This is a genomic window from Aeromonas sp. EERV15 (assembly GCF_900079845.1).
Classification (GTDB): domain Bacteria; phylum Pseudomonadota; class Gammaproteobacteria; order Enterobacterales; family Aeromonadaceae; genus Aeromonas; species Aeromonas sobria.
This window is the reverse complement of record NZ_FKKY02000013.1, coordinates 55,324-79,630: the sequence shown is the minus strand read 5'-3', so window position 1 is coordinate 79,630 and position 24,307 is coordinate 55,324. Positions and strand designations below refer to the sequence as shown.

The 24,307-nt window shown below is 58.0% G+C and carries 22 protein-coding genes and 3 tRNA genes; 16 read left to right on the top strand and 9 right to left on the bottom strand.

Annotation, left to right across the window (positions count from 1 at the left end):
* The first annotated feature begins 85 nt into the window (after positions 1 to 85).
* On the top strand, positions 86 to 1,921 hold the full coding sequence (locus BN4575_RS12980) for a sigma 54-interacting transcriptional regulator (RefSeq protein ID WP_068978462.1): 1,836 nt from the start codon (positions 86 to 88) through the stop codon (positions 1,919 to 1,921).
* Between the two features lie 474 nt (positions 1,922 to 2,395).
* Here BN4575_RS12980 and BN4575_RS12975 read toward each other — a convergent pair whose 3' ends face one another.
* A complete protein-coding gene (locus tag BN4575_RS12975; RefSeq protein ID WP_068978461.1) occupies positions 2,396 to 2,764 on the bottom strand; it encodes a TraR/DksA family transcriptional regulator in 369 nt (122 codons plus the stop codon).
* Positions 2,765 to 2,860: 96 nt separating this feature from the next.
* Positions 2,861 to 3,805, bottom strand: coding sequence for a tRNA dihydrouridine(16) synthase DusC (dusC, locus tag BN4575_RS12970; RefSeq protein WP_068978460.1), 945 nt, complete (start codon positions 3,803 to 3,805; stop codon positions 2,861 to 2,863).
* Positions 3,806 to 3,924: 119 nt separating this feature from the next.
* Between dusC and BN4575_RS12965 the strand changes: the two genes are divergently transcribed.
* The 6 genes from BN4575_RS12965 (at position 3,925) to nfo (ending at position 9,683) form a co-directional block, all read left to right on the top strand.
* Entirely contained in the window at positions 3,925 to 4,302 is a 378-nt protein-coding gene (locus BN4575_RS12965; protein ID WP_042024036.1) for a YbaN family protein, read from the top strand.
* Positions 4,303 to 4,435: 133 nt separating this feature from the next.
* The gene (gene apt / locus BN4575_RS12960) at positions 4,436 to 4,981 is read left to right on the top strand and encodes an adenine phosphoribosyltransferase (RefSeq protein WP_068978459.1); all 546 of its coding nucleotides are present in this window, start codon (positions 4,436 to 4,438) and stop codon (positions 4,979 to 4,981) included.
* Positions 4,982 to 5,153: 172 nt separating this feature from the next.
* Positions 5,154 to 7,778, top strand: coding sequence for a DNA polymerase III subunit gamma/tau (dnaX, locus tag BN4575_RS12955; protein ID WP_068978458.1), 2,625 nt, complete (start codon positions 5,154 to 5,156; stop codon positions 7,776 to 7,778).
* Between the two features lie 114 nt (positions 7,779 to 7,892).
* Positions 7,893 to 8,222 carry a YbaB/EbfC family nucleoid-associated protein gene (locus tag BN4575_RS12950; RefSeq protein ID WP_033113565.1) on the top strand — a complete coding sequence of 110 codons (330 nt, stop codon included), beginning with the start codon at positions 7,893 to 7,895 and terminating at the stop codon, positions 8,220 to 8,222.
* Positions 8,223 to 8,496: 274 nt separating this feature from the next.
* Positions 8,497 to 8,715, top strand: coding sequence for a DUF3955 domain-containing protein (locus BN4575_RS12945; RefSeq protein WP_068978504.1), 219 nt, complete (start codon positions 8,497 to 8,499; stop codon positions 8,713 to 8,715).
* 125 nt (positions 8,716 to 8,840) lie between these two features.
* The gene (gene nfo, locus BN4575_RS12940) at positions 8,841 to 9,683 is read left to right on the top strand and encodes a deoxyribonuclease IV (RefSeq protein ID WP_068978457.1); all 843 of its coding nucleotides are present in this window, start codon (positions 8,841 to 8,843) and stop codon (positions 9,681 to 9,683) included.
* 101 nt (positions 9,684 to 9,784) lie between these two features.
* On the opposite strand, the gene BN4575_RS12935 is transcribed toward nfo, so the two are convergent.
* The gene (locus tag BN4575_RS12935) at positions 9,785 to 10,690 is read right to left on the bottom strand and encodes a LysR substrate-binding domain-containing protein (protein WP_068978456.1); all 906 of its coding nucleotides are present in this window, start codon (positions 10,688 to 10,690) and stop codon (positions 9,785 to 9,787) included.
* A gap of 102 nt (positions 10,691 to 10,792) precedes the next feature.
* On the opposite strand from BN4575_RS12935, the gene BN4575_RS12930 reads away from it, so the two are divergent.
* From BN4575_RS12930 to BN4575_RS12915, 4 genes are all read left to right on the top strand, one after another.
* Positions 10,793 to 11,785: a TDT family transporter gene (locus BN4575_RS12930; protein ID WP_068978455.1), complete on the top strand. Its 993-nt coding sequence runs from the start codon at positions 10,793 to 10,795 to the stop codon at positions 11,783 to 11,785.
* Positions 11,786 to 12,038: 253 nt separating this feature from the next.
* On the top strand, positions 12,039 to 13,028 hold the full coding sequence (gene lpxM, locus BN4575_RS12925; RefSeq protein ID WP_068978454.1) for a lauroyl-Kdo(2)-lipid IV(A) myristoyltransferase: 990 nt from the start codon (positions 12,039 to 12,041) through the stop codon (positions 13,026 to 13,028).
* Positions 13,029 to 13,179: 151 nt separating this feature from the next.
* Positions 13,180 to 14,175, top strand: a complete 996-nt coding sequence (locus tag BN4575_RS12920) for an LpxL/LpxP family acyltransferase (RefSeq protein WP_068978503.1) — start codon at positions 13,180 to 13,182, stop codon at positions 14,173 to 14,175.
* 204 nt (positions 14,176 to 14,379) lie between these two features.
* Complete coding sequence (locus BN4575_RS12915; protein WP_042024013.1) at positions 14,380 to 15,240, top strand: PA4780 family RIO1-like protein kinase; 861 nt, start codon at positions 14,380 to 14,382, stop codon at positions 15,238 to 15,240.
* A gap of 87 nt (positions 15,241 to 15,327) precedes the next feature.
* Here BN4575_RS12915 and BN4575_RS12910 read toward each other — a convergent pair whose 3' ends face one another.
* Both BN4575_RS12910 and BN4575_RS12905 read right to left on the bottom strand, forming a co-directional pair.
* Entirely contained in the window at positions 15,328 to 15,924 is a 597-nt protein-coding gene (locus tag BN4575_RS12910; protein WP_068978453.1) for a GNAT family N-acetyltransferase, read from the bottom strand.
* Positions 15,925 to 16,419, bottom strand: a complete 495-nt coding sequence (locus tag BN4575_RS12905) for a prolyl-tRNA synthetase associated domain-containing protein (protein WP_068978452.1) — start codon at positions 16,417 to 16,419, stop codon at positions 15,925 to 15,927.
* A 200-nt stretch (positions 16,420 to 16,619) separates the two neighbouring features.
* Between BN4575_RS12905 and BN4575_RS12900 the strand changes: the two genes are divergently transcribed.
* Together BN4575_RS12900 and BN4575_RS12895 are read left to right on the top strand one after the other, a co-directional pair.
* Positions 16,620 to 19,040, top strand: a complete 2,421-nt coding sequence (locus BN4575_RS12900; protein ID WP_068978451.1) for a DNA polymerase II — start codon at positions 16,620 to 16,622, stop codon at positions 19,038 to 19,040.
* Positions 19,041 to 19,114: 74 nt separating this feature from the next.
* Positions 19,115 to 19,366, top strand: coding sequence for a DinI family protein (locus tag BN4575_RS12895; RefSeq protein ID WP_042024004.1), 252 nt, complete (start codon positions 19,115 to 19,117; stop codon positions 19,364 to 19,366).
* A 243-nt stretch (positions 19,367 to 19,609) separates the two neighbouring features.
* On the opposite strand, the gene BN4575_RS12890 is transcribed toward BN4575_RS12895, so the two are convergent.
* The 3 genes from BN4575_RS12890 to BN4575_RS12880 all read right to left on the bottom strand — a co-directional run bounded on the left by BN4575_RS12890 (position 19,610) and on the right by BN4575_RS12880 (position 19,989).
* Positions 19,610 to 19,685: transfer RNA gene (locus tag BN4575_RS12890), tRNA-His, on the bottom strand.
* A gap of 113 nt (positions 19,686 to 19,798) precedes the next feature.
* A tRNA-Arg gene (locus BN4575_RS12885) sits at positions 19,799 to 19,875 on the bottom strand.
* Positions 19,876 to 19,912: 37 nt separating this feature from the next.
* A tRNA-Pro gene (locus BN4575_RS12880) sits at positions 19,913 to 19,989 on the bottom strand.
* 213 nt (positions 19,990 to 20,202) lie between these two features.
* Here BN4575_RS12880 and folD point away from each other — a divergent pair.
* Positions 20,203 to 21,057 (top strand): bifunctional methylenetetrahydrofolate dehydrogenase/methenyltetrahydrofolate cyclohydrolase FolD, encoded by an 855-nt coding sequence (folD, locus tag BN4575_RS12875; protein WP_068978450.1) that lies wholly within the window; start codon positions 20,203 to 20,205, stop codon positions 21,055 to 21,057.
* A gap of 117 nt (positions 21,058 to 21,174) precedes the next feature.
* Here folD and cspD read toward each other — a convergent pair whose 3' ends face one another.
* Positions 21,175 to 21,393: a cold shock-like protein CspD gene (gene cspD / locus BN4575_RS12870; RefSeq protein ID WP_042023999.1), complete on the bottom strand. Its 219-nt coding sequence runs from the start codon at positions 21,391 to 21,393 to the stop codon at positions 21,175 to 21,177.
* 229 nt (positions 21,394 to 21,622) lie between these two features.
* Between cspD and clpS the strand changes: the two genes are divergently transcribed.
* Both clpS and clpA read left to right on the top strand, forming a co-directional pair.
* Positions 21,623 to 21,940 carry an ATP-dependent Clp protease adapter ClpS gene (clpS, locus tag BN4575_RS12865; RefSeq protein WP_042023997.1) on the top strand — a complete coding sequence of 106 codons (318 nt, stop codon included), beginning with the start codon at positions 21,623 to 21,625 and terminating at the stop codon, positions 21,938 to 21,940.
* Between the two features lie 59 nt (positions 21,941 to 21,999).
* Positions 22,000 to 24,255, top strand: coding sequence for an ATP-dependent Clp protease ATP-binding subunit ClpA (clpA, locus tag BN4575_RS12860; protein WP_068978449.1), 2,256 nt, complete (start codon positions 22,000 to 22,002; stop codon positions 24,253 to 24,255).
* Positions 24,256 to 24,307 lie beyond the last annotated feature (52 nt).

The following is a 24,307-nucleotide window of genomic DNA, read 5'->3' as shown; positions in this document are numbered from 1 at the left end:
CCCGAAGTAGTTGCTCCTGATATCCCTTAGTATCTGGCCAGCATGACTCCCCTTAGAGGGAGCTCAATAAGAAAAGGAATGATGGATGAGCTCCGTGAGCAACCAATGTCTGTTGATGCAGATCCAGCCGACCATCTTGCGTTTTGCCAAGATGCTGGCGAGTGTGCTGCAGCTTGAGGTCGAGATTGTGGATGCCGATATGGTGCGGGTGGCTGGCACCGGGCCCTATGGCAAGTTCTTCGGTCGTCAGCTGGAGGGGGATTCCCGCCTGCTGCGCTATGTGATTGATAACCAGCGGGAGAAGATCGTTACCCACACCAGCGATGATCCGGTGTGTGACGGTTGTACCTGCAAGGAGAGCTGCCGTGAGCGCGCTTTCCTCGGGGTGCCGATCATGGTGGACGAGCGCTGCATCGGGGTGATCAGTCTGGTGGCGTTCAACGCCGAGCAGCAGGCTCGCCTTAACAACAATTTGCAGGATGTGTGCGACTATGTGCGCCATATCTCGGCCATCTTCGTGGCCAAGCTACTCGATTCGCGCGGGCTGTCGGACGGGGTCAACAAGGTGTTCCTCAATCTGATGACCAACATGGATCAGGGTTGCCTGCTGCTCGATGACAAGAGTCAGCTGCTCTACGCCAACGAGGCAGCGCTCCATCACCTGGGTTGCCAGCAGGAGCAACTGCAGGGACGCGAGCTGGGGATCCGCCCGCTCACCTTCTCCCAGCAGGGGCTGAGCGGCCATCTGCAGCACATCATTACCTTTGAAGCTCGTCAGGAGCTGATCATCGGTCAGTTGCACCATGTGCAGGGCCAGCAGCTCTTTCTGATGGCCTTTCACCAGTCCCACTCCGGTCTGGTTCCGGAGCCGGATCCGGACACGCGGATTGATCAGCTCATCGGCGAGAGCAAGCCGATCCGCACCCTCAAGCGATTGCTACACCGCATCGCCCTGAGTCCCTCCAGCGTGCTTATTTGCGGCGAGAGCGGCACCGGTAAAGAGGTGGTGGCCCGTGCCGTCCATCGCTTGAGCCCGCGTCAGGACAAGCCATTCATCGCCATCAACTGCGCCGCCATTCCTGAACAACTGCTGGAGAGCGAGCTGTTTGGCTACGTCAAGGGCTCGTTTACCGGCGCCTCCAGCGGCGGCAAGCAGGGCCTTATTCAGGCGGCCCATCAGGGCACCCTGTTCCTCGACGAGATTGGCGATATGCCACTCACCATGCAGGCCAAGCTGCTGCGGGTGCTGGAACTGCGGGAGGTGACCCCCATCGGGGCCAGCCGACCGGTGCCGGTGGATATTCGCATCATTGCCGCCACCCATCAGCATCTTGAGCAGTGCATCGCCGAAGGGAAGTTTCGCGAAGACCTGTTTTATCGCATCAACGTTATCCCGCTCAATCTGCCGCCGCTGCGGGAGCGGGAAGGGGACGTGGAGCTGCTGACCCACTACTTCCTCAACCTCCACACCAGCCGGATCGGCATTGTTTATCCCGGGCTGGCGCCCGAGGTAATGGCGCTGCTCAAGGGGTATCGCTGGCCGGGCAACGTGCGCGAGCTCAGTAACCTTATCGAATATCTTGTCAACGTCAGCCAGGCGGGCGAGGTGATCGACGCCAGCCTGCTGCCCCCCAATATCATCCGCAATCAGGAGCCCCATCCCGTCACGGCCCAGTCGATCCCGTTAACCAATCTGGATGCGGCATTCCATGTGCCTGCCACAGCAGCGCTCGCGGAGATGCCGGAGAAGCTGCCTGAGCCCGTTCCGGGTGAGAGTGGCCTTGAGAGCATGGAGAAACAGATGATTGAAGAGACTCTGCAGCGGCTGGGTAACAAAAAACTGGCCGCCCAGGCACTGGGGATTGGGATTGCTACCCTCTATCGCAAGATAAAGAAGTACGAGATTGCCGTGCAGAGCTGAGGATCTGGCGGCGTGTATCCGGCCCGTGTCATGTGAGTGATGACACGGGCTTTTTCTTGGTGCTCGGGGTGACCTGTTGCGTCTGGTGCAGCTGCCGTCAAATAACCACTTTAGGCAATCTGGGATTGTAAATTTTTCTATGTAAGTGGTTTTTAGTTACTGTTCTAGCCGCTCGCCGAACAGGAGCATAAATTGGCTCATCGCCTGCTGCCTGTCCCGTATCGGCATGGTCCATTGTTACTTGACCACTTACAGTCACCTATGACATTGCGATCATGTAGCGATGTGATGGTGGCAGCCTAATCAGTCACTGCGGGTGGACAGGTCTACTCTGGCTCGGTCTGGCCTTTTTGGCGATAGCAATGTCCATGCATAGGCAATGGCCACAGCCTTGGCAGGGCCTGCGTTAGGGGGACGCGCTTTTTTGCTAGAGCAGCAGGTTAGGTGAAGGCTGGCAGCAGCGCATGGCGCTCTTTAGAGTTCGTGGGCGTGGAATCCCTTGCGATAGCGGGTTTCGCAGCGCGGGCAGCGTTGCAGGGTTGGATCCTGCTCCAGCTGTTCGATGGCCAGTTGCTCTTCACAATCGGAGCAGAGGCCATAGAGGCCGAGATCCATCTGGCAGAGTGCCGCGTCGATCCGCTTGAGCCGTACCACGCTCAACTCGACCTTGGGCAGATCCAGCCGACTGGTGAGTTCAACCAGCTGATCGGGTTCGCAGTGATCCACTTTTTCTGCCCAATCGTCATGGCGAGAGGCTTTGAGCTGACCGATCAGCGTTTCTCGTACTTGTGCCCAGTCGAACAGCAGGCGATTACGCCAGACTGCCAACTGTGCTTGCGTCATTTCACACACATTATCCCCCAGAGACAAACCACAGATGCGAGGCAGTATAGGGAAGCGATAAGATTATCAGGATGATATGCGTCAAGTTAAACGTGGTTAGCCATGGCTTTTAGCTGCTTGCAGCAGGGCATCACGGATGGGCGCCGTCTCTTTGAGTACCCGCAGATCCTGAAATAACAGATCCGCTTCGGGATATTCCCGTTTGAGATAGCTGAACCACTGTTTGATGCGGCTGGGGTAGTAGTCAGCCTTCTCACTGGCCAGATCCTGCTCGGTGTAGCTCACCATCAGCTGCAGCACGTCGGCCCAGCTCATGTGCGGGCAGCCGGTTTTCATCACGTTGGCCAAATTGGGCAGGGAGATAGCACCGCGCCCGACCATCAGGGCATCGCAACCGGAGACGCTGGCACAGGCGAGGGCATCTTTATGATCCCAGATTTCGCCGTTGGCGGTGACGGGAATGGGTAGGGCGCGGCGGATGGCGTCTACATACTCCCAGTGAGCAGGAGCCTTGTACCCTTCACGCTTGGTGCGGGCATGGACGGCCAGCTCGTTGGCGCCCCCCTGAAAGACCGCCTGGGCGTTCTCCAGATAGAGCTCCTTGTCATCGTAACCGAGGCGGATTTTGGCGCTCACCGGCAGGTGGGCGGGCACCGCCTCGCGCACCGCCTTGACGATGCGATAGATGGTCTCGGGCTCTTTGAGCAGCACGGCGCCGCCCTTGCTTTTATTGACCGTGGGGGCGGGGCAGCCGAAGTTGAGATCGACGCCGGGGGAGCCCAGTTCGATGGCGCGCACGGCGTTTTCGGCCAGCCACTCGGGGTGCTGACCCAGCAGTTGAACCCGTACCGGGGTGCCTGCACGGGTCTTGCCATCCTGCTTGAGCTCGGGGCAGAGGCGGTAGAACACCTTGGCAGGCAGCAGCTGATCGACCACCCGAATAAACTCGCTCACGCAGAGATCGTACTCATTGACGGAGGTGAGTACCTCCCGCATCAGGTGATCCAGCACCCCCTGCATGGGGGCCAAAATTACGCGCATAACTGCTTCCGAAGACAAGGGTAAAAAAGAGCGCAGATTGTAGTGGGATTGATGCCCGCTGTCAGCTATCACCCAAATGCTGTTACGCTATGTGAAGACCCATAAAGCGAGGTTCGGCAGTGAAGCGTTGGTTTTTGATGGCTCTCGGGTGGTTGGCATTTGCCACCGGTATCGTTGGTATTGTGTTGCCGCTACTGCCGACCACCCCCTTTATGTTGCTGGCTGCCGCCCTGTTTGCCCGCTCATCCCCGCGTTTTCATCGCTGGTTGCTGACCCACCGCTGGTTCGGCCCGCCCATTGTCGATTGGCAGCAATATCGCGGTATTCGTCGCCATGCCCGGCGACGCGCCATTATCTTCATTTTGCTCACATTTTCGGTATCGCTGGCGGTGGTGCCGCTGCTGTGGGTCAAGGGGCTGCTGGTGGTCATAATGGTGATCCTGCTCACCTGGTTAATGCGTCTGCCGGTGCTGGAGCCGGTTGCAATGGAGAAGTGAAGTCCCTAAGCTATTGCAGCAATAATGCTATGGAGTCGGCCTGTCATTTTTGCGTGACAGGCTTTTTTATTTCCCGCAGAAGGGAATTGAGAAAAATGGCCACCCCTGGGTCAAAAAAATAAGCGGTCAACACATGAATCCGGAAACCCTGAAGTTTATTGAAGCGAGCATCAAGACCATTCCCGACTATCCGAAGCCGGGTATTTTGTTTCGCGACATCACCAGCCTGATCGAGAATGCAGAGGCTTTCAAAGCCACCATCGATCTGCTGGCAGCGCATTACCGTGGTCAAGGGATCACCAAAATTGTCGGCACCGAGGCCCGTGGCTTCATTTTCGGTGCACCCGTTGCCTTCGCCATGGGACTGGGCTTCGTGCCGGTACGCAAACCGGGCAAGCTGCCGCGCGCAGTGATCGAGGAGTCCTATGCCCTCGAGTACGGTACCGACACCCTGCAACTGCACACCGATGCCATCGTGCCCGGTGACAAGGTGCTGGTAGTGGACGATCTGCTGGCGACCGGCGGTACCGTCGATGCGACCGTCAAGCTGATCCGCCGTGCCGGTGGTGACGTGGCTGACGCTGCGTTCATTATCTCCCTGCCGTCTCTGGGTGGTGATGCTCGTTTGACCGCGGCAGGCATCAAGGTGCTCTCACTGGTCGAATTGGCTGGCGAGTAATGCCTCTTCGGCCCGATCCTCTGCATCGGGCCTGCGTTGAACCGGTGCCCTTGCGGGCATCGGTTTGAAAATCCAGCGATCCCTCCCGCTCTGACCGATAGCCGATACAGCCAGCCCGCCATTTGTGTTAGCATCCGGCCTCAATGCCTTGTTTTCCCTGCATGATGGATTTATGAGCTATCAGGTTCTGGCGCGTAAATGGCGCCCCCATACGTTTGAACAAGTGGTAGGCCAGCACCATGTGCTGACCGCCTTGACCAACGCCCTGGATCAGGGACGGCTGCATCACGCCTATCTGCTGAGCGGGACCCGCGGGGTCGGCAAAACCACCATCGCCCGCATTCTGGCCAAGAGCCTCAACTGCGAGCAGGGGATCAGCAGCCACCCGTGCGGCGTCTGCGATACCTGCCGCGAGATCGATCAGGGCAACTTTGTCGACCTGCTGGAGATTGACGCGGCGTCGCGCACCAAGGTGGAAGATACCCGCGAGCTGCTCGACAACGTGCAGTACCGTCCGGCCCGTGGCCGCTTCAAGGTCTACCTCATCGATGAAGTGCACATGTTGTCGCGCCACAGCTTCAACGCGCTGCTGAAAACCCTGGAAGAGCCGCCCCCCTATGTGAAGTTTCTGCTGGCCACCACGGATCCGCAGAAGCTGCCGATTACCATCCTCTCGCGCTGCCTGCAGTTTCATCTGAAGAGTCTGGATCAGACCCAGATCGCCAAGCAGCTCGAATGGGTGCTGGATCAGGAGGGTCAGCCCTTCGAGCCACGCGCTCTGCTGGCACTGGCCAAAGCCGCCGACGGCAGTATGCGCGATGCCCTGAGCCTGACCGATCAGGCGCTGGCCCACGGCAACGGCAGCGTGCGCCTCGAGAGCGTGCTGGCGATGCTGGGGACGCTCGATCACCGCCACCTGCACCAGCTGCTGGAAGCCATTTTGCGGCAAGATGCCCCCGCGACCATGGCCAAGATCACCGAGATTGCCACCCTGGGCCCCGATTTTGATCAGCTCCACGCCGAGCTGGAGGGGTTGCTCCATCGCATCGCCATGGCGCAGCTGCTGCCTGCCAGTGTGCAGGAGCAGGGGGCGGATGCCGATTCCCTGCTGCAACTGGCCAAGGCGATGAGCCCGGAAGAGGTGCAGCTCTGCTACCAGATTGTGCTGGGTGGTCGTAAAGATCTGCCCTGGGCCCCCGATGGCCGTACCGCGCTGGAGATGACCTGCCTGCGGATGCTCGCCTTCTCGCCAAGGCGCGATGCCCTGCATCCGGCCAGCCTCACCGCACTGCCCCCGTCAATGACGAGCAGTGCAGCGAGCAGCGCCACGCCGGTAGCCTCCTTGCCGGGAAAGCGCCCGGCCGCTGAATCGGCCGCACTGGCACCGATCAGCGGCGCCGTGCCCGCACCGCTAGCCAGTCCTCCCGTTGCCAACAGTGCTGCGCCAGCGGCTGATGCCTCCCTGCCTGCGATGGCGTCCGCGATGATGGATGACATCGGCAACACCGCCGACAGCGAGGAGGCGGCGCAAGCCGCCGAGCTGTTCAGCCAGCAGGATGAGCTGCTGCGCGAAGCTGCTGGCATGGGGTATCAATCTGAGCCTGCTCTGCCAAATTCACAGCTTGATGTGCCTGCGCACTCTGCCGCACAGCCCGCTGATGATGGTGCTCCTGCCGCAGCCGATACGGCCTATTCCCGTGGCGGGACGCTGACCACCTCCTTCGAGCCTGCAGCCGAGCCCGCGCTCGAGCCGATAGCCGAACCGACAGCCGAGCCGGTTGCCGCTGCTGAAGCCGTTTCTGCGGTATCGAGCATGCAGAGCCTGCTTGGCAAGCGAAACATGCTGCGTAGCCGTCAGCGTGGTCAGGATGCCCCGGTGGCTCCCGCACCGCGTGCGGTACCGGTTGCGCCAGCGCGCCCTGTAGCGCCCGCTGCCGCACCGGTCGTCGCTCCACAACCTGCGCCGTTCAGCCAACCGGTCGGGCAGGGGATGGCGGCGATGGGTCACTATGATGATCTGCCGCCGCTGGATCTCTATGGTGACGGTGATGAGCCGCAGGGTGACAACGGGGAATACGAAGAGTACCTCAATCAGGGCTTTACGGAGCAGGCTCCGGCGATGAGCCACGCTCCCGTCAAGGCACCGGCCCAGCCAACCGATCTGCCTCCCTGGGATCTGGAGGGGCAGCCGAGCTATCGGCCCGGTGAGCGCGCCGCCGTGGCTCCTGTTGTTGCGTCAGCGCCGCAGTCTGTTGCTGCTGTGCCGGTAGCCGCTATGGTGAGCGCCCCGGTGGTGGAGAGCCTCCCTTCTCAACCGGTGCTGGAGACCATCGACTGGGATGAGATTGAGAGCGACGAGGAGCCGCAAGAGGGTGAAGTGAGCCGCCTGATGCCCTCATCCCTGCTCAACAACTGTGGTGATGCCTGGTCCGAGCTGATTGCCCATACCCAGGTTGGCGGGCGACTGCGCCAGCTTGCCATCAACTCGGTGATGAAACAGGAAGGGGATAAGGTGTTGCTGACCCTCAAGCCGGAGCAACGCCATCTGGTGAGCGACAAGGCGCGCGCCGATCTGGCCGAGATCATCGGCCCGGCACTGGGGCAACCGGTGCAGGTGGAGGTGACCCTCGGCGTGGTGCCAGATCAGGAGACCCCCCTTGAGATCGAACACCGCCTCTATATTGGGGTGCGCGAACAGGTAGCGCGGGATCTGGATCAGGATCCTAACGTACAGTTTTTAGTTCAGCGGTTTGGTGCCGTGCTCCACCACGAGAGCATCGAGCCCCTCAACCGCTAAATTCCGTGGCCGGGAGTTCGCTCCCGGTTGAAAAGCAGTTTGGCTGTCCCCATCTAGGACAGACAAGCCCACAGCCCGGCGCTGGATGCCGGATTTCAAGACGAGAGACGACATATGTTTGGTAAAGGTGGAATGGGGAACCTGATGAAACAGGCCCAACAGATGCAAGAGCGCATGCAGAAGGCGCAAGAGCAACTGGCTCAGATGGAAGTGACCGGTGAAGCTGGCGCAGGTATGGTCAAGGTCACCATGACCGGTAGCCACAGCGTCCGTCGTATCGAGATCGATCCTTCACTGATGGAAGATGACAAGGAGCTGCTGGAAGATCTGGTTGCCGCTGCTTGTAACGATGCCGTACGTCGTGTGGAAGAGCAGAACAAGACCAAGATGGGTGAATTGACCGGCGGCATGCAGTTGCCACCTGGCTTCAAGATGCCGTTCTAAGGCGCCTCTCTTCGCGCATTCTTGATCCCTTTGTGCAGGCCGTTCGGGCCAACTTGAGAGGGATGGCAGAGAGACAAAAAACGCAGTTGCTATCGCCCAGGCGATGCAGCTGCGTTTTTATTTGTGCCCCGTTATTTGTCTGACTGGCCTGCTTTTCCTCACATACCGGCGACCTTGCCGGAAAACCCTATCCACTTCATGTTCTCTTCACATCGGGGTGGAGAATGGGTGACTCGTTCAAGATGAAACAAAGGTGGGCTCGATAATGATGACCATGATGATGCGTATTGGGGCCGTGCTGGCTGCCATGGGCTTGGCCTGTTTTGTGGCCTTCGAGCTGATTGGCTCGACGGTGGATGAGAACGGCCTGCTGCATGAACCCTTCGCCCTGATCCCCATCGGTTTTCTGTGTGTGGCCGTGGGTGTCTTGCTGGCGCTGCCGAGATTGATCCGCACTTTTGTGGGTCGCTGTCGCCACCGTGTGGGCAAATAGCGCCATAGCCCGCTGCACCTCGGGGAAGGCCGCCGCTGTTTGTCGATACCCGCTATCGGATATCCCGGTTTGGCGTGGGCGGGTAGGATCGGCATAATGGCGGCTTGCTGTATTGAGGAGATTGTATGAAATATATCGGAGCCCACGTCAGTGCGGCCGGCGGGGTGGAGAATACCATCGCCCGCGCCCAGGCCATCGGGGCCAACGCGTTTGCCCTCTTTACCAAGAATCAGCGTCAGTGGCAGGCGGCCCCTTTGTCGGATGCCACCATCCGCGCCTTCAAGGCGGCCTGTGACAAGGCAGGTTTTCTGCCAGAGCAGATCCTGCCCCACGACAGCTACCTCATCAATCTGGGTCACCCGGATCCCGATGCTCTTGCCAAATCCCGTGACGCGTTTCTAGATGAGATGAAACGCTGCGAGCAGCTGGGGCTTTGTTATCTGAACTTCCACCCCGGCAGCCATCTCAAGCAAATTCCCGAAGCGGCCAGCCTCAAGCTGGTGAGCGAGTCCATCAACTGGGCGCTGGAGCGCAGTGCAGGGGTGACGGCGGTGATCGAGAACACCGCCGGGCAGGGGACCAACCTCGGCTGGTCGTTCGAGCACCTTGCCACCATCATCGAGGGGGTGGAGGACAAGAGTCGGGTCGGGATCTGTTTCGATACCTGCCACGCCTTTGCCGCTGGCTACGATCTGCGCACCGCCGAGAGCTGCGCCGCCGTGTTTGCCGAGTTCGACCGCACGGTGGGTTTCCAGTATCTCAAGGGGATGCATATCAACGGCGCCAAGTGCACCTTCGGTAGCCGGGTCGATCGCCACCACAGCCTGCGGGAGGGCAATCTGGGGGAGGCGGTATTCCACCACATCATGAATGATGATCGCTTCGATCGCATTCCGCTGATCCTCGAGACCATTGACGAGGCCATCTGGGGCGAGGAGATCAGCTGGTTGCGCAGCCTGGCGAAGTGATAGTCAGCGAGCGAGTCAAAGAGAGGGAGCCGTGGCTCCCTCTCTGCTTTTTGCGTTTCTGCCGTTGGCGTGCTGCTCTGCCATCGACGAGTTGGCCGGCGTTACTCCGGGCTGATCACCTCGGCATCGTTCACCTGAGCCCGGCAGAAGTTAATAAAGTGGCGCAGGGAGGCGGAGTGATACTTCTGCTTGTGCCAGATGAGGGAGAGCTGGCGCGGGAAACGGCGGCTGAGGGGCAGGGCGATCAGCCGACCATCTTTGAGCCGATCAGAGACTGCAAGGCGGGAGATAAAGGAGATCCCCAGCCCCTTTTCCACTGCCAGCATCACCGCCTCCAGGGTATTTAGCTCCAGCCCCGCCTGCCAGTTGGGCAGCTCGGGCTGCACCTGCTGGATAAACTGCTCACGGCTACCCGATTGTGGTTCACGCAGTACCCAGGTTTCGCCCCCCAGTCGGGAGAGGGGGATCGCCACCTGATTGGCGAGGGGATGGCCGGGCGGGGCCACCACCAGCATCTCGTCTTGCAACCAGTTCTCGCTGATGAGGTCGGGGTGGTGGTTTTCCCCTTCGATCAGTGCCAGATCCAGTTCGAAGTTGGCCAACGCATGGCAAAGCAGGTGGGTGTTGGTGATGGTCACCTTGGGGGGCAGCCCCAGCTCCTGCTTGCTGCTGGCGAGCAGAGTCGGCAGCAGATAGTTGCCAATGGTCTGACTGGCCCCCAAGCGCAGTTGACCGCTTGGCTCGGCATCGGGGCTAAACAGGTTCTCGATATCCTGGATCCGGGTCAGCAGCTCTTCGGCTGCAGGCTGTAGCAGCCGCCCTTCGTTGTTGAGCTGCAATCTGGGGTGAATGCGGTCAAACAGCGGGGTAGCGAGCTGGCGCTCCAGCTCCTGCAATGACTGGGATACGGCCCCTTTGCTCAGGAATAGCTCGTTGGCGGCAAGACCGAGGTTGCCGTAGCGGGCAATGGTGGCGAACACTTTTAACTGCTGCAGGGTCAGTTTCATGGTGTTTGGTATTCCTGAATGATTGATTTAATTCATTTAGATATCGTAAACGATAAGGGGCCATTATCCTATCGCCATAGTCATCAATAGAAAGGTGTCATCATGATCGCAAGAACCCGTAAATCACTGGCTGCCGCCCCGACTCCCATGGCGGGTCTGGCCCTTGGCATCGCCAGTCTCGGTTGGTGTTGGGAGAATGCCGGTCACTTCGATGGCCGCATGCAACTGCTGGGCGCCGCTGTTGCGGCCGTGCTGCTGGTGATCCTGACCTTCAAGTTTCTGCTCCACCCCCGCCTGCTGTTGCAGGATCTTGCTCACCCGGTGGTGGGCAGCGTGGTGCCGACCTATGCCATGGGCACCATGGTGGTCTCAAAAGCGCTGGGTATGATTGCACCGCAAGCGGGCGAGGCTCTCTGGCTGTTCGCCGTGGCGGTTCACCTGCTGTTTCTGGCCACCTTTATCTGGCATCGTGCCAAAGAGTTTGAAATCCACCACATGGTGCCGAGCTGGTTCGTACCGCCGGTGGGGATCATCGTGGCTGATGTTGCCTTCCCGGGCGGTCAGTTTGCCGCGCTGGCTAACGGTCTGCTCTGGTTCGGGATCATCTGCTACGGCTTGATGTTGCCGCTGATGCTCTATCGCCTGATCTTCAGCCATGAAGTGCCGGATGCAGCCAAACCGACCATCGCCATTCTGGCGGCTCCTGCCAGCCTCTCTCTGGCCGGTTACCTGACCGTCAGTCTTGACCCTTCCTTGCTGCTGGTGGCTGTGCTGCTGGGGATCGCTCTGCTGATGACCGGTATTATCTATCTGGCCTTCATCAAACTGCTGCGTCTGCCCTTTTCACCGGGTTATGCCGCCTTTACCTTCCCGCTGGTGATTGGTGCCACCGCCCTGTTCAAAGTGGCCCATCTGGTTGAAGGCTTCGATCAAGCTGCCCACTATGTGGAGCAGATCAGACTGTTGGCCCACTTCGAGCTGGGGGTCGCTACCGTCATCGTCGGTTATGTGGCACTGCGTTACCTGATGTTTTTTCTGCCGCAGCGTGACAGCGCAATGAACAACGGCATGGCAGGCCAGGGGGCTCACCGGTAAATCTGAAATGGTGAAACCGGGAATGGTTAAGCAGTGCGCTCAGAGAGCGACGGGATAAGCGACCAGTCATATGATGGATGGCCAAAGAGCCACCACCCTGGTTGTGTAACGAGCAAAATGCCCCACAGTATGGGGCATTTTTTATGGTTTCTTGATGTGGCGCCGGTGTTGGGTCGCTCGCCATGGAATTAACTGGTATTACCTGTCAGGACGACTACAATACAGCACCACTTTTTTCGCTCGATCCTGAATCATGTCTGCCCAAGACCCCGTATTTGACTCCTCCTTTGAAGCCCGCTTTTTACATCCCCGTTACTGGTTTAGCTGGCTGGCCCTCGGCGTGCTGATGTTGCTGGCGTTTGTGCCGGTCCGGTTGCGTGACCGTCTGGCAGATATGCTGGCACCGCTGGTGTTTCGCCTTTCGAAAAAGCAGGTCTACATCGCCAGAACCAATCTGGAGATCTGCTTCCCCCAGAAGAGCCCGGAGGAGCGGGATGCCATTGCGTTGACCTCGATCCGCGTTGGACTCAAGAGTCTGCTGGGGTTTGGCGAGTTCACCATGCGTAGCCAGCGTTATCTGATGAGCCGGATGCAGGTGAGCGGTTGGGAACACATCGAGGTGGAGCGGGCTGCCGGTCGTCCGGTGATCCTGGTGGTGCCCCACACCTGGCCGGTGGATGCAGCCGGTTACTGCTTCACCCAGCGCGGGGTGCCCATGTGCACCATGATGAAGCGGGCACGCAATCCGGTATTTGACTGGCACCTCAACCGGGCTCGGGCCAAAAACGGCTGCCGCGTCTATGAGCGCAGCGCCGGGATCAAAGCGGTGATCAAGACCATCCGTCGAGGCCGTAGTTTCTTCTACCTGCCTGATCAGGACCATGGCCGCGAGAAGAGCATCTTTGCTCCCTTCTTTGATTGCCAAAAAGCAACCTTGCCTGCCTTGCCCCGTCTGGTGCAGGTCAGCGGTGTCAAGGCGGTGCCATTGCTCGCTTGCTACGATGAAGAGCATCACTGCTACCGGTTGGAGATCGATCCCCCGTTTGACAACTATCCCACCGATGATGTGATGGCAGACACTTGCCGGATGAATGACATGGTGCAGCAGCAGCTGACTCGCCATCCGGGTCAGTACATGTGGTTCCTCAAGATCTTTGATACCCGTGAAGATCAAGAGGGGTCGGATGGCCGTTACGAAGAGGGTATCCAGCGGATCCGCAAGGGGTTGCCACCACAGGGCTAATCCGTGCACTGTGCTATCTGACATGGCCCCAAGCGGGCCATTTCTTATGATAACTAGTCTGATCAGTGCCTTGCAGGTCGGCGGCCAGCCTCCTCAGGGTAGAAAAAAATGTCAGAATAATTACAATATCCGTTTGTTTTTTTATGACGTGATGGCCGTTATGTCTGCATTCGAACCGCTATTTGATACCTCATTTCATATCCGCTTGCTGCATCCCAAATGGTGGGGCAGCTGGTGTGCCTTGGGCCTCTTGTCCCTGTTAGCGTTCACTCCAGCCCGCTTAAGGGATCGCTTTGCTGATCTGGTCTCACCGACTGTGCTGCGATTTTCGAAAAAGCAGGCCTATATCATCGATACCAATCTCAAGATCTGTTTTCCCGAGCTGGATGCGGCTGATAGGCAGGTATTGCTGCTCAAATCGATCAGGGTCGGTCTCAAGACCTTTATGGGCTTTGGCGAGCTGAGTTGGCGCAGCAAGGCGCGCCTGATCCGCCGTATCAAGGTGAGCGGTTGGGAGCATATACAAGCAGAGCAGGAGGCGGGCCGTCCCCTGATTCTGGTGGTGCCTCACACCTGGGCGGTCGATATGATAGGCCGCTATTTTTCCATGATGGGCATAGAGATGTGCACCATGATGAAGAGTCCGAAAGATCAGGTATTCGACTGGTACATCAACCGCGAACGGGCCAAGGGCGGCAAGGTGTACGAGCGCAGTGTCGGCATCAAGCCGGCAATCAAGGCGATCCGCCGTGGCGCCAGTTTTTTCTACCTGCCGGATCAGGATCATGGTCGCGAGGCGAGCGTCTTTGTGCCATTTTTTACGCGTCCGAAAGCGACCCTGCCTGCCTTGCCCAAACTGGTGAAGCTGACCGGAGCCAAAGCCGTGCCTATTTGTGCCAGTTATGACGAGGATGAGGGGTGCTACCTGCTGGAGATAGAGCCGCCGTTTGACCCGTATCCCACCACGGATCTGCTGGCTGATATCAATGAAATGAACCGCATGGTGGAGCGACAGGTTGCTCGCCATCCAGAGCAGTACATGTGGTTTTTGAAAATTTTCGAAACGCTGGAGCATCCGCACAGGGATAGCGGTCTCTATGAAGAGGGGATCCAGCGGATCCGCCAGGGGCTTCCCCCTGAGCCGTGAGCCAGGGGCTGCAATCTTATCGTGACGTGATCGATCGCTGGATGATGGTGGGTTGCACAGGTAGCTCGATGTGATGTTTTTTTAGGCGTGCGGGTGGACAAAAATAGGGCAAACAGGGGATAAAAGGGTGTCATATGAAAGGGATAGGCAGGTGAGCGTGCGCGGAGCTATCTTCCGGAGCGGAAATAGGGTAAAAGGGCGGCCATGAAAATTCCAAATCGAATCCAACCTCTGGTTGATGACGGCCTGGTCGATGAGGTCGTCAGCCGGTTGATGAGCGGCAAAGAAGCCGACGTCTATGTGGTGCGCTGCGGCGATGCGATCCGCTGCGCCAAAGTGTATAAAGAGGCCTCCAAGCGCAGCTTCAAACAGGCGGTGGTCTATCAGGAAGGGCGCAAGGTGCGCAACAGCCGTAGTGCCCGCGCCATGGAGAAGGGCTCCAAATACGGTCGCAAGCAGCATGAAGAGGTGTGGCAGAACACCGAGGTCGATGCCCTGTTCAAGCTGGCCGCGGCCGGTGTACGGGTGCCACAGCCTTATGTCTGCCTCGACGGCGTTCTGCTGATGGAGCTCATCACCGATGAGGATGGCAATGTTGCGCCACGCCTCAACGATGTGGCGCTCTCCCCCGAGCAGGCGGTTATCGATCACCACAAGGTGATCCGCTACGTGGTACGGATGCTCTGCGCCGGTCTTATCCACGGCGATCTCTCGGAGTTTAACGTGCTGGTGGACGAGCATGGTCCCGTCATCATCGATCTGCCTCAGGTGGTGGATGCTGCCGCTAACAACCAGGCCAAGGCGATGCTGGAGCGGGATGTCAACAACATGCGCAACTACTACGGCATGTATGCCCCCGAGTTGCTGAAAACCCGTTACGCCAAGGAGATGTGGGCGCTGTTTGAAGATGGCAATCTCACCCCTGAAACCGAGTTGACCGGCCTGTTTGAAGAGAGCACCGAAGCGGTCGATATCGATGCCGTGCTGCACGAAATCGAGAGCGCCGAAGAAGAGGCCTATGCCCGTCAGGCCCGGATGAACGCCGAACAGGAAGACAGCTACTAACAGCTTCTCTTCCCCATAAAAAGAGCGCCTTCGAGGCGCTCTTTTTATTGCTATATCGGCTGTGGTGGCAGCGGTCGGGTGGTAGCGTTATTCCTGCAACTGATCGCTTGTTGCTGTTGCCAATAGATCTGCGGCTGTCGGGCGTGGCCGGGGGGCTAGCTGGTACATCTCCAGCCAGCGGCGATCCCCCGGATGGAAGCGCCGCCCCAGCAACACGCCACCTGCCGCTGTAATCACCTTGCGGGAGGCCAGATTCTCTTCGCCACAGCTGATCAGCACCGGCGCCGCCAGCACTTGCTGTATCCAGTGCAGCAAGGCAGAGGCAGCCCCTTCGCCACGGCGGGTGGGACGGGTCTCGTAGCCGATATGGCCCAACCATTGCCGGGTTGCCTCATTGTCACCGTGACGCAGGCGCAAGGTGGCGAGGATCTCCTCTCCATCAAGGGCAAAATAAGTGGTGGTAGGCAGGTATCCGCTGGGCAGATGATGTCCAGCGGCGTGATCCAGCAGGCTCTGTAGCCAGCCGTCCGGGTCAAATTGCGCCACCTGATAGAGCGGCATCCCCGCTTCGGCACACTCGACCACATATTGGTGATAGGCCGGGGCATCCGTCAGTCGGGCCGGGCGGCATTCGAAAAGGGTCGGCTCTGGCTGGTCTGGCGCCTTGAAGGTTGAGTCGGTCATTTAATCTGCTGCTACGACCGGTAGTGCCATCACAGTGGCCTGCCGCCCGAGATGGGCTAATAGACGGCGCACGTCGTCGAGGCGGATGATCAGGGTGGCGGTGTTGACCAGCGGATGGCACTGTACCTGCTCGGCCTGCCAGATACTTTCATCCACCACCAGCTCTACGGCCTGTTCGCTATCGCGCACCATGGCGAGCAGGGTCACCGAGCCTGGGGTGAGCCCGAGCACCGCATCGAGCCGCTCTGGGGAGCCAAAGCTCAGCCGCTTGACGCCAAGCTTTGCCGCCAGCGCCTTGAGATCGACTCGGCTCTCCTCCGGACTCACCACCAGAAACAGCCGCTCGCTTTTCGGGTCGCGCAAAAAGAGGTTCTTGGTCTTGGCGGCGGGCAGATCGGGCAGCAGCCTGCTCGCCTCCTCGCAGGTAAACACGGGGGGATGATCGACACGCTGGTAGGGGATGGTCAGCTGATCCAGCAGGGAATAGATTGCCACAAAGACTCCTTTCGTCAGTAACGCGCGGTAAGAAGCGCAGTCATAGCGCGGGAATAGCGCAGTCATAACCGGGTGGACGGGAATGATGACGGCATCGAGCTTACCAGTTTGCCTCCCGCCCCGCAGCTTGCGTGACGATTGCGAGTAGGCACTGTATGAACGTACAATAGTCCCATTCTCGGACAGCCTCTTTACGCTTCATGACTGCAACCCAGCCCACCGTACCCGCCACCCCACCGCTCGACGGTTTTATCCTGACCCGCCACGGTCGGGACGTGCGCGGCCGCAACGGGCACGCTGCCACCACCGAAATCGTGATGTGGCTCTGGAGCGCGCAGGGGCCGGTGCGGGTGGTGGTGCCGGGGCAGGAGCCTGTGTTCTTTTTGCCACAGAGCCACATGGCAGAGGCCGCCGAGCTGTTCAAAGGCGCCGGGGTGAGCGGGCGGTTTCGCCGCCTGCCGATGCACACCTTCGACGGTCGCCCTGTGGTGGGCTGCTATTTTGCCACCCTGAGCGCCTTTCACCGCGCCATCGAGCTGCTGCTCATTCGCGGGCTGGAGCACTTCGAGGCGGATATCCGGCTGCCGGAGCGTTTTCTGATGGAGCGCTTCATTACCGCTGGCGTGCGTTTCGATGGCCGGGCGGTGAAGAGGGGGGGCAAGCAGGGCTACTGGGAGGTCAACGAGGCACGCTGCGCGCCGCAGGCGGTGACGCCCACCCTCTCTTGGGTATCGCTGGACGTGGAGTGCGCCATGGACGGGGCCCTCTTCTCGGTCGGTCTTTATAGCGAGCAGGATGCGCGGGTCATCATGATCGGCACTCCGGAAGCGGATGCCGACAGCTGGGGCACCCAGGTCGAGTGGGTGGTGGATGAAAGTACCCTGCTCGGCGCGCTGGAGAGCTGGTTCAGCCTGCACGACCCCGATCTGGTGATTGGCTGGAACGTGGTCAACTTCGACTTTCGCCTGCTGCTGCGCCGCGCCGAGCTCAACAAGCGGCGGCTGCGGCTCGGGCGGGGGCGCGAGCTCTGCTTCTGGCGCTCGTCACGAAACGATCCCCAGACCGGCAACGTCATTATTCCTGGGCGAATGGTGCTCGACGGCATCGACACCCTCAAAAGCGCGACCTGGCAGTTTGCCAGCTACAGCCTGGATGCGGTGGCGAGCGAATTGCTTGGCCGTGGCAAGGATATCGAGGATGTGGCCAATCGGGGGGAGAAGATCACCGAGCTGTTTCACTCCGACAAGGAGGCGCTGGCCCGCTACAACCTGGAAGATTGCAAGCTGGTGTGGGAGATCTTCGACTACTGCCACCTCATCCCCTTTGCCATCGAGCGTGCTTCCCTTACCGGTCTGGAGCTCGACCGAGTGGGGGGCTCGGTGGCGGCCTTTACCAACCTCTATCTGCCGCGGCTTCACCGCGGTGGCTATGTGGCGCCCAATCTGCCTGCCGATGGCGGACTGGCGAGCCCGGGCGGCTATGTGATGGACTCCAAGCCCGGTCTCTATCGCCATGTGCTGGTGCTCGATTTCAAGAGCCTCTATCCCAGCATCATCCGCACCTTCTGCATCGACCCCATGGGGCTGGTGGAGGGGTTGCAACATCCCGATCACGCCATTCCTGGCTTTCGCGGCGCCCTGTTTTCCCGCGAGCGGCACTTCTTGCCGGATCTGATTGCCACCCTGTGGGCGGCGCGGGATAGGGCCAAGGGGGCCAGCAACAAGGCGCTCTCCCAGGCCATCAAGATCATCATGAACTCTTTTTATGGGGTGCTGGGCTCGGGGGGCTGCCGCTTCTACGATCCCAGGCTTGCCTCATCCATCACCCTGCGTGGTCACAGCATCATGCAGCAGACCCGCGAGTGGATTGAGGCGAAGGGGTTCGAGGTGATCTATGGCGATACCGACTCTACCTTTGTCCATCTGGGCAGGGAGACCAACCCGCAGCAGGCCGAGCAGATTGGCCGCGAGCTGGCCGCCATGATCAACGACAACTGGACAGCGCTGATCAAGGACGAGTTCGACCTGCCGAGCTATCTGGAGATCGAATACGAAACCCACTACCGCCGCTTTCTGATGCCGACCATCCGCGGCTTGGAGAAGGGGAGCAAGAAGCGCTATGCCGGGCTGGTAGGCGAGGGCGAAAGGGCACATCTGGTGTTCAAAGGGTTGGAGACGGTGCGCACCGACTGGACCATGCTGGCCAAGCAATTCCAGACCCGCCTCTATGAGCTGGTGTTTCACGATGAAGACCCCAGCGGCTATGTGCGCACCATGGTGGATGAGACCCGTGCCGGTCGCCACGACGATCTGCTTATCTACCGCAAACGGCTGCGCCAGAAGCTGGAGGAGTATCAGAAGAATGTGCCACCCCATGTGCGGGCGGCGCGGCTGGCCGATGAGGAGAACCTGCGCCGAGGTTTTCCCCAGCGCTATCAGCATCGGGGTACCATCGCCTATCTGATGACGCTGGGCGGCCCGGAACCGCTGGAGTACCGGCGCAGCGCTATCGACTACGAGCACTACATCGACAAGCAGTTGCGGCCCATCGCCGACGCCATCCTGCCCTTTATCGGCGAGTCATTCGACCGGATCTGCGGTCAGCAGCTGGATCTTTTCTGATTGGATCATGATGCCCCTTTACTTCTCTTTAATACTGGATAAAAATACAGTTATAAATCATGGAGAAGTACCCTATGCGTCTTGAAATCATCATCGATAGAAAACACCAGATCCCGACCTTGACCATGGAGGCGCTGCGTCAGGAGCTGCTCAAGCAGCTTGGTGAGAAGTTTCCCGACATCCACGTGCGGGTTGCCCCCGGCAGCGCCATGGCCCTGACCGTCAGCCGTGCCAGTAAAGAAGACAAAGAGCTGGCTGAAGCCATGGTGCAGGAAGTGTGGGAGAACGCCGAGAGCTGGATGCCGGAAGAGAACGTCCCGTCCTGATGCGGGTGGCGCCTGAGCGCAGATGAGGGTTGTTACTCCATCATGCGGCTTAGGCGCCATTTTTTCTGCGAGATTTGCCAAGATACCTCCCGGTTGCCTATTTAGGGCAGGAGTTAAAAAGGCATATACAGAAAAACCGGCACAAGGCCGGTTTCAAATTGTGCAATCACTGCACGCTGTCAGTCATTCTGACGGTCTGGACGAGGTTAGAAAAGGGATGGCTAACCACGAAACAGATAATAATGGGGTGGCTGATGGGGCTCGAACCCACGACAACCGGAATCACAATCCGGGACTCTACCAACTGAGCTACAGCCACCACTGAACTTTTTTACCATTTGTGTTTATCAGGAAGATCGAGGCAATAAATAACGAGTGCGTGATAAGTCACTGTATCCGTCGTTATTGCACTGATTTCAAACACATCTCAAATGGTGCGCCCTGCAGGATTCGAACCTGCGACCCACGGCTTAGAAGGCCGTTGCTCTATCCGACTGAGCTAAGGGCGCTCTGTATCGACCTGCTGCAGCAGCAAGTCGATGAACATGGTCGGTGATAAAGGATTCGAACCTTTGACCCTCTGGTCCCAAACCAGATGCGCTACCGGACTGCGCTAATCACCGAAAAACCCTGACCAGCATATCGACAAGAGATGTACTGGGCAACGGGCGGGCATCATAGCCAAGCGTACCGGCTAGCGTCAATGACTTTTTCCCCTAGTAAATTCAAGTGCCTACTTATTGCCCGCTACAGGCCTGACGAGCGTCTGCCGCTAACATCCCGGCTAAAAAAATGCGACAATGCGCGGCAGTTGAACAGAGGGTGAGTGGAGAACGATGTCTGCCAAAATCATAGATGGAAAACAGGTTGCGCAAACGATTCGTAGCCAGGTCGCGGCGCAAGTGCAACAGCGGCTGGCGGCAGGGAAACGGGCTCCCGGGCTGGCAGTCATTCTGGTGGGGGCTGACCCCGCCTCTCAGGTCTATGTCGGCAGCAAACGCCGGGCGTGCGAAGAGGTTGGTTTTCTCTCCTGCTCTTATGATCTGAGTGCGGCCGCGAGTCAGGAAGATCTGCTGGCGTTGATCGATAAGCTGAATGCCGACAGCCAGGTAGACGGCATTCTTGTTCAGTTGCCGTTACCGGGTCACTTCGATACCACTCAAGTGCTGGAGCGGATCAATCCTGACAAGGATGTTGACGGTTTCCACCCTTATAATGTGGGTCGGCTGGCTCAGCGTATTCCAGCGCTGCGCCCCTGTACCCCGAAAGGGATCATGACGCTCATTGAGACGACCGGCGTGAAGACCCATGGCCTGCATGCGGTCGTGGTGGGCGCTTCCAATATCGTTGGTCGCCCCATGACCCTGGAGTTGTTGTTGGCGGGCTGTACTACCACTACTTGTCACCGCTTTACCCGGGATCTGGAAGATCAGGTGCGCCGTGCCGATCTGCTGGTGGTCGCGGTAGGCAAGCCCAACTTCATTCCCGGTGAGTGGGTAAAGCCGGGGGCGTTGGTGATCGATGTGGGTATCAACCGTCTGGCGGATGGTTCTTTGGTTGGCGATGTGGAGTTTGAGACGGCCCGCAGCCATGCAGCCTTCATCACACCGGTACCCGGTGGCGTGGGCCCCATGACAGTGGCCAGCCTGATGGAAAACACCCTGATTGCCTGCAGCGAATATCATGACTGATCATGGCTGGCGATAACCCTGTGATCCCGTGAGGATGCAGGATGCGCCAGAAATCTGACAATAAAAAACCGGTTGCTCAAAGAGGAACCGGTTTTTTATTTATCCAACGGGTGTTATTTACATATTTTGTGCTTCGTTTGGCACAATAAGAGAGGCGTGATTCCCTTTCGGCCCCTGTTGCAGCTCAAAATTGACGGCCTGACCTGCTTTCAAGGTCTTGTAGCCCTCCATCTTAATGGTGGAGTAGTGAGCGAAGATATCTTCACCGCCTCCTTCCGGACAGATAAACCCAAATCCTTTTGCGTTGTTAAACCACTTAACTGTGCCGGTTGCCATACTTCTACATCCTTTTATTGATTACCCAGAAGTCGTTGAGTAACCTGCGCCAGCCCATTATAACTAGGGACATGAGCCCGTAGCAGACGGGCACAGATTAGCAAGTAATCAATTTAGTCTAAGTTTTGAGCGAGTCAAGGAGTTGTTAACAGCTGATGTGATCTGGTTAACAAGTCTATTGACAACCTTGTGTTAGACGGTAGTAATCTAGAGGTACCAAAGCGCGATTATGAGCAAGCAGAAAGAACTCTTTGCTAATGAAGAACTAGCAGAGGCAGAGAAAACCAAACTGCAGCCGCCATCCATGTATAAAGTTGTGTTAAACAACGATGACTATACGCCAATGGAATTTGTGGTAGAGGTGCTGCAAAAGTTCTTTGGTATGGATTTGGACAAGGCGACTCAGGTCATGCTGAGCGTGCATTATAGTGGTAAAGGGGTCTGTGGCATGTTTACTGCAGAAATAGCTGAAACCAAGGTAGTCCAAGTCAACACCTATTCACGTAACAACGAACATCCACTGCTATGTACTATGGAAAAGGCTTGAATTCGATGAGTTGATGGCGAGTGTGACACCACATTGCTGCTGTACTAGGGGAGGTGCCTATGTTGAATAAAGATCTAGAAAAGACGCTGAACGAGGCTTTCAAACTGGCCCGTGATGAGCGCCATGAATTCATGACTGTCGAGCACCTGTTGTTAGCCCTTCTGGATAACAGTTCAGCTCATGAAGCGCTGAGCTCCTGTGGTGCCGATATCGAGCTGATGCGCAAGGAGATCCGCGCATTCATCACCCAAACAACCCCGCTTATCCCTCGCGATGACGAAGATCGTGAAACTCAGCCAACCCTGGGCTTTCAGCGTGTGCTGCAACGCGCAGTGTTCCATGTGCAATCGTCTGGCAATACCGAAGTCAGCGGTGCCAACGTGTTGGTCGCCATCTTCAGTGAGCAAGAGTCTCAAGCTGCCTATTTTCTGAAAAAATCCGAGATAAGCCGCCTTGATGTGGTCAATTTCCTCTCCCATGGGGTGCGCAAGGATAGCAAACCGGATATCAGCAGTAACAATAATCCCGAGTCTGATGACGATGTCTCGGCTGCCCAGATAGAAAGCTTTGCCACCAACCTCAACCAGCTGGTGCTGGAGGGACGCATTGATCCGCTGATTGGTCGTGACCAGGAGCTCAGTCGGACTATCCAGGTGCTCTGCCGTCGCCGCAAGAACAACCCACTGCTGGTGGGTGAAGCGGGCGTGGGCAAGACTGCCATTGCCGAAGGGTTGGCCTACCGGATCGTCAAGGGCGATGTGCCCGAGGTGATAGCCGGTAGCACCATCTATTCGCTGGATATGGGTTCTCTGCTAGCTGGCACCAAGTATCGCGGCGACTTCGAGAAGCGCCTCAAGGTACTGCTCAAGCAGATTGAGCGTCAGGAAGGTGCCATTCTCTTCATTGACGAGATCCATACCATCATTGGTGCCGGAGCGGCATCCGGTGGGCAGTTGGATGCGGCTAACCTTATCAAGCCGTTACTTTCCAATGGTTTGCTGCGCTGTGTGGGGTCAACCACTTATCAGGAATATGCTCAGGTCTTTGAAAAAGATCGTGCATTAGCGCGTCGCTTCCAGAAGATCGATGTTGTCGAGCCGACGGTGGATGACACCACCCGCATTCTGATGGGCCTTAAAAGTCGCTATGAAGCACACCATGGGGTGCGTTACACCGCCAAGGCGATCCGTGCGGCTGCCGAGCTTTCCGCCAAGTACATTAACGATCGCCACCTGCCTGACAAAGCGATCGATGTGATCGATGAGGCCGGCGCTGGCCAACGGTTACTGCCAGCGAGCAAACGCAAGAAAGTGATCAATGTGCAGGAGATTGAGTCCATTGTGGCCAAGATTGCCCGCATTCCAGAGAAATCAGTCTCCTCCTCTGACAAAGAGGTGCTGAAACACCTGGAGCGTAACCTCAAAATGGTGGTCTTTGGTCAGGACAAGGCTATCGAAGTGCTGGCTGACGCGATCCGCTTGTCACGCTCGGGTCTTGGCAATGAACGTCGTCCGGTAGGTTGCTTCCTGTTTGCAGGCCCTACCGGTGTCGGTAAAACAGAGGTGACCCAACAGTTGGGCAAAGCATTGGGTGTCGAGATGCTGCGCTTTGATATGTCCGAGTACATGGAGCGTCATACTGTTTCACGACTGATCGGTGCGCCACCCGGCTACGTCGGTTTTGAGCAGGGCGGTTTGCTGACAGATGCGGTGATCAAGCATCCCCACTCGGTGGTGTTGCTCGACGAAATTGAGAAAGCACACCCCGATGTGTTTAACCTGCTGCTGCAGGTGATGGACAACGGCACCCTGACCGATAACAACGGGCGTAAGGCAGATTTCCGTAACGTCATTCTGGTGATGACCACTAACGCCGGTGTGCAGGAGACCCAGCGCAAATCGATAGGCTTCCAGCAACAGGATTTGAGCCACGATGCCATGGCGGTGATCAACAAGACGTTCAGTCCGGAGTTTCGTAACCGACTTGATCACTCTATCTGGTTTAACCACCTGGATATGGCGGTGATCCACCAAGTGGTCGACAAGTTCATTGTTGAGTTGCAGGTGCAGCTGGATGCGAAGGGGGTTTCTCTCGAGGTGTCTGAGCGAGCCCGTCATTGGTTGGCAGAGAAGGGATATGACAGAGCCATGGGCGCCAGACCGATGGGTCGGGTTATCCAGGAGCACCTCAAGAAACCCCTGGCCAACGAGATCCTGTTCGGTTCATTAGTTGACGGGGGGATTGTGAAGGTTGAGTTGGTAAATGACAGCCTCAGCTTTGATTTTCAGGTCAATGTTGAAGCTGTTTCCCACTAAGCGTCAGTGATCAGAAAACGACAAAAAACCCCAACCGATAAGGTTGGGGTTT

Excerpts from the sequence above, each read along its gene's own strand:
- BN4575_RS12980 (WP_068978462.1), top strand. The coding sequence starts at position 86 with ATGAGCTCCGTGAGCAACCAATGTCTGTTGATGCAGATCCAGCCGACC.
- BN4575_RS12975 (WP_068978461.1), bottom strand. The coding sequence starts at position 2,764 with ATGACGCAAGCACAGTTGGCAGTCTGGCGTAATCGCCTGCTGTTCGAC.
- dusC (WP_068978460.1), bottom strand. The coding sequence starts at position 3,805 with ATGCGCGTAATTTTGGCCCCCATGCAGGGGGTGCTGGATCACCTGATG.
- apt (WP_068978459.1), top strand. The coding sequence starts at position 4,436 with ATGAATCCGGAAACCCTGAAGTTTATTGAAGCGAGCATCAAGACCATT.
- dnaX (WP_068978458.1), top strand. The coding sequence starts at position 5,154 with ATGAGCTATCAGGTTCTGGCGCGTAAATGGCGCCCCCATACGTTTGAA.
- BN4575_RS12950 (WP_033113565.1), top strand. The coding sequence starts at position 7,893 with ATGTTTGGTAAAGGTGGAATGGGGAACCTGATGAAACAGGCCCAACAG.
- BN4575_RS12945 (WP_068978504.1), top strand. The coding sequence starts at position 8,497 with ATGATGATGCGTATTGGGGCCGTGCTGGCTGCCATGGGCTTGGCCTGT.
- nfo (WP_068978457.1), top strand. The coding sequence starts at position 8,841 with ATGAAATATATCGGAGCCCACGTCAGTGCGGCCGGCGGGGTGGAGAAT.
- BN4575_RS12935 (WP_068978456.1), bottom strand. The coding sequence starts at position 10,690 with ATGAAACTGACCCTGCAGCAGTTAAAAGTGTTCGCCACCATTGCCCGC.
- BN4575_RS12930 (WP_068978455.1), top strand. The coding sequence starts at position 10,793 with ATGATCGCAAGAACCCGTAAATCACTGGCTGCCGCCCCGACTCCCATG.
- lpxM (WP_068978454.1), top strand. The coding sequence starts at position 12,039 with ATGTCTGCCCAAGACCCCGTATTTGACTCCTCCTTTGAAGCCCGCTTT.
- BN4575_RS12920 (WP_068978503.1), top strand. The coding sequence starts at position 13,180 with ATGGCCGTTATGTCTGCATTCGAACCGCTATTTGATACCTCATTTCAT.
- BN4575_RS12915 (WP_042024013.1), top strand. The coding sequence starts at position 14,380 with ATGAAAATTCCAAATCGAATCCAACCTCTGGTTGATGACGGCCTGGTC.
- BN4575_RS12910 (WP_068978453.1), bottom strand. The coding sequence starts at position 15,924 with ATGACCGACTCAACCTTCAAGGCGCCAGACCAGCCAGAGCCGACCCTT.
- BN4575_RS12900 (WP_068978451.1), top strand. The coding sequence starts at position 16,620 with ATGACTGCAACCCAGCCCACCGTACCCGCCACCCCACCGCTCGACGGT.
- BN4575_RS12895 (WP_042024004.1), top strand. The coding sequence starts at position 19,115 with ATGCGTCTTGAAATCATCATCGATAGAAAACACCAGATCCCGACCTTG.
- folD (WP_068978450.1), top strand. The coding sequence starts at position 20,203 with ATGTCTGCCAAAATCATAGATGGAAAACAGGTTGCGCAAACGATTCGT.
- cspD (WP_042023999.1), bottom strand. The coding sequence starts at position 21,393 with ATGGCAACCGGCACAGTTAAGTGGTTTAACAACGCAAAAGGATTTGGG.
- clpS (WP_042023997.1), top strand. The coding sequence starts at position 21,623 with ATGAGCAAGCAGAAAGAACTCTTTGCTAATGAAGAACTAGCAGAGGCA.
- clpA (WP_068978449.1), top strand. The coding sequence starts at position 22,000 with ATGTTGAATAAAGATCTAGAAAAGACGCTGAACGAGGCTTTCAAACTG.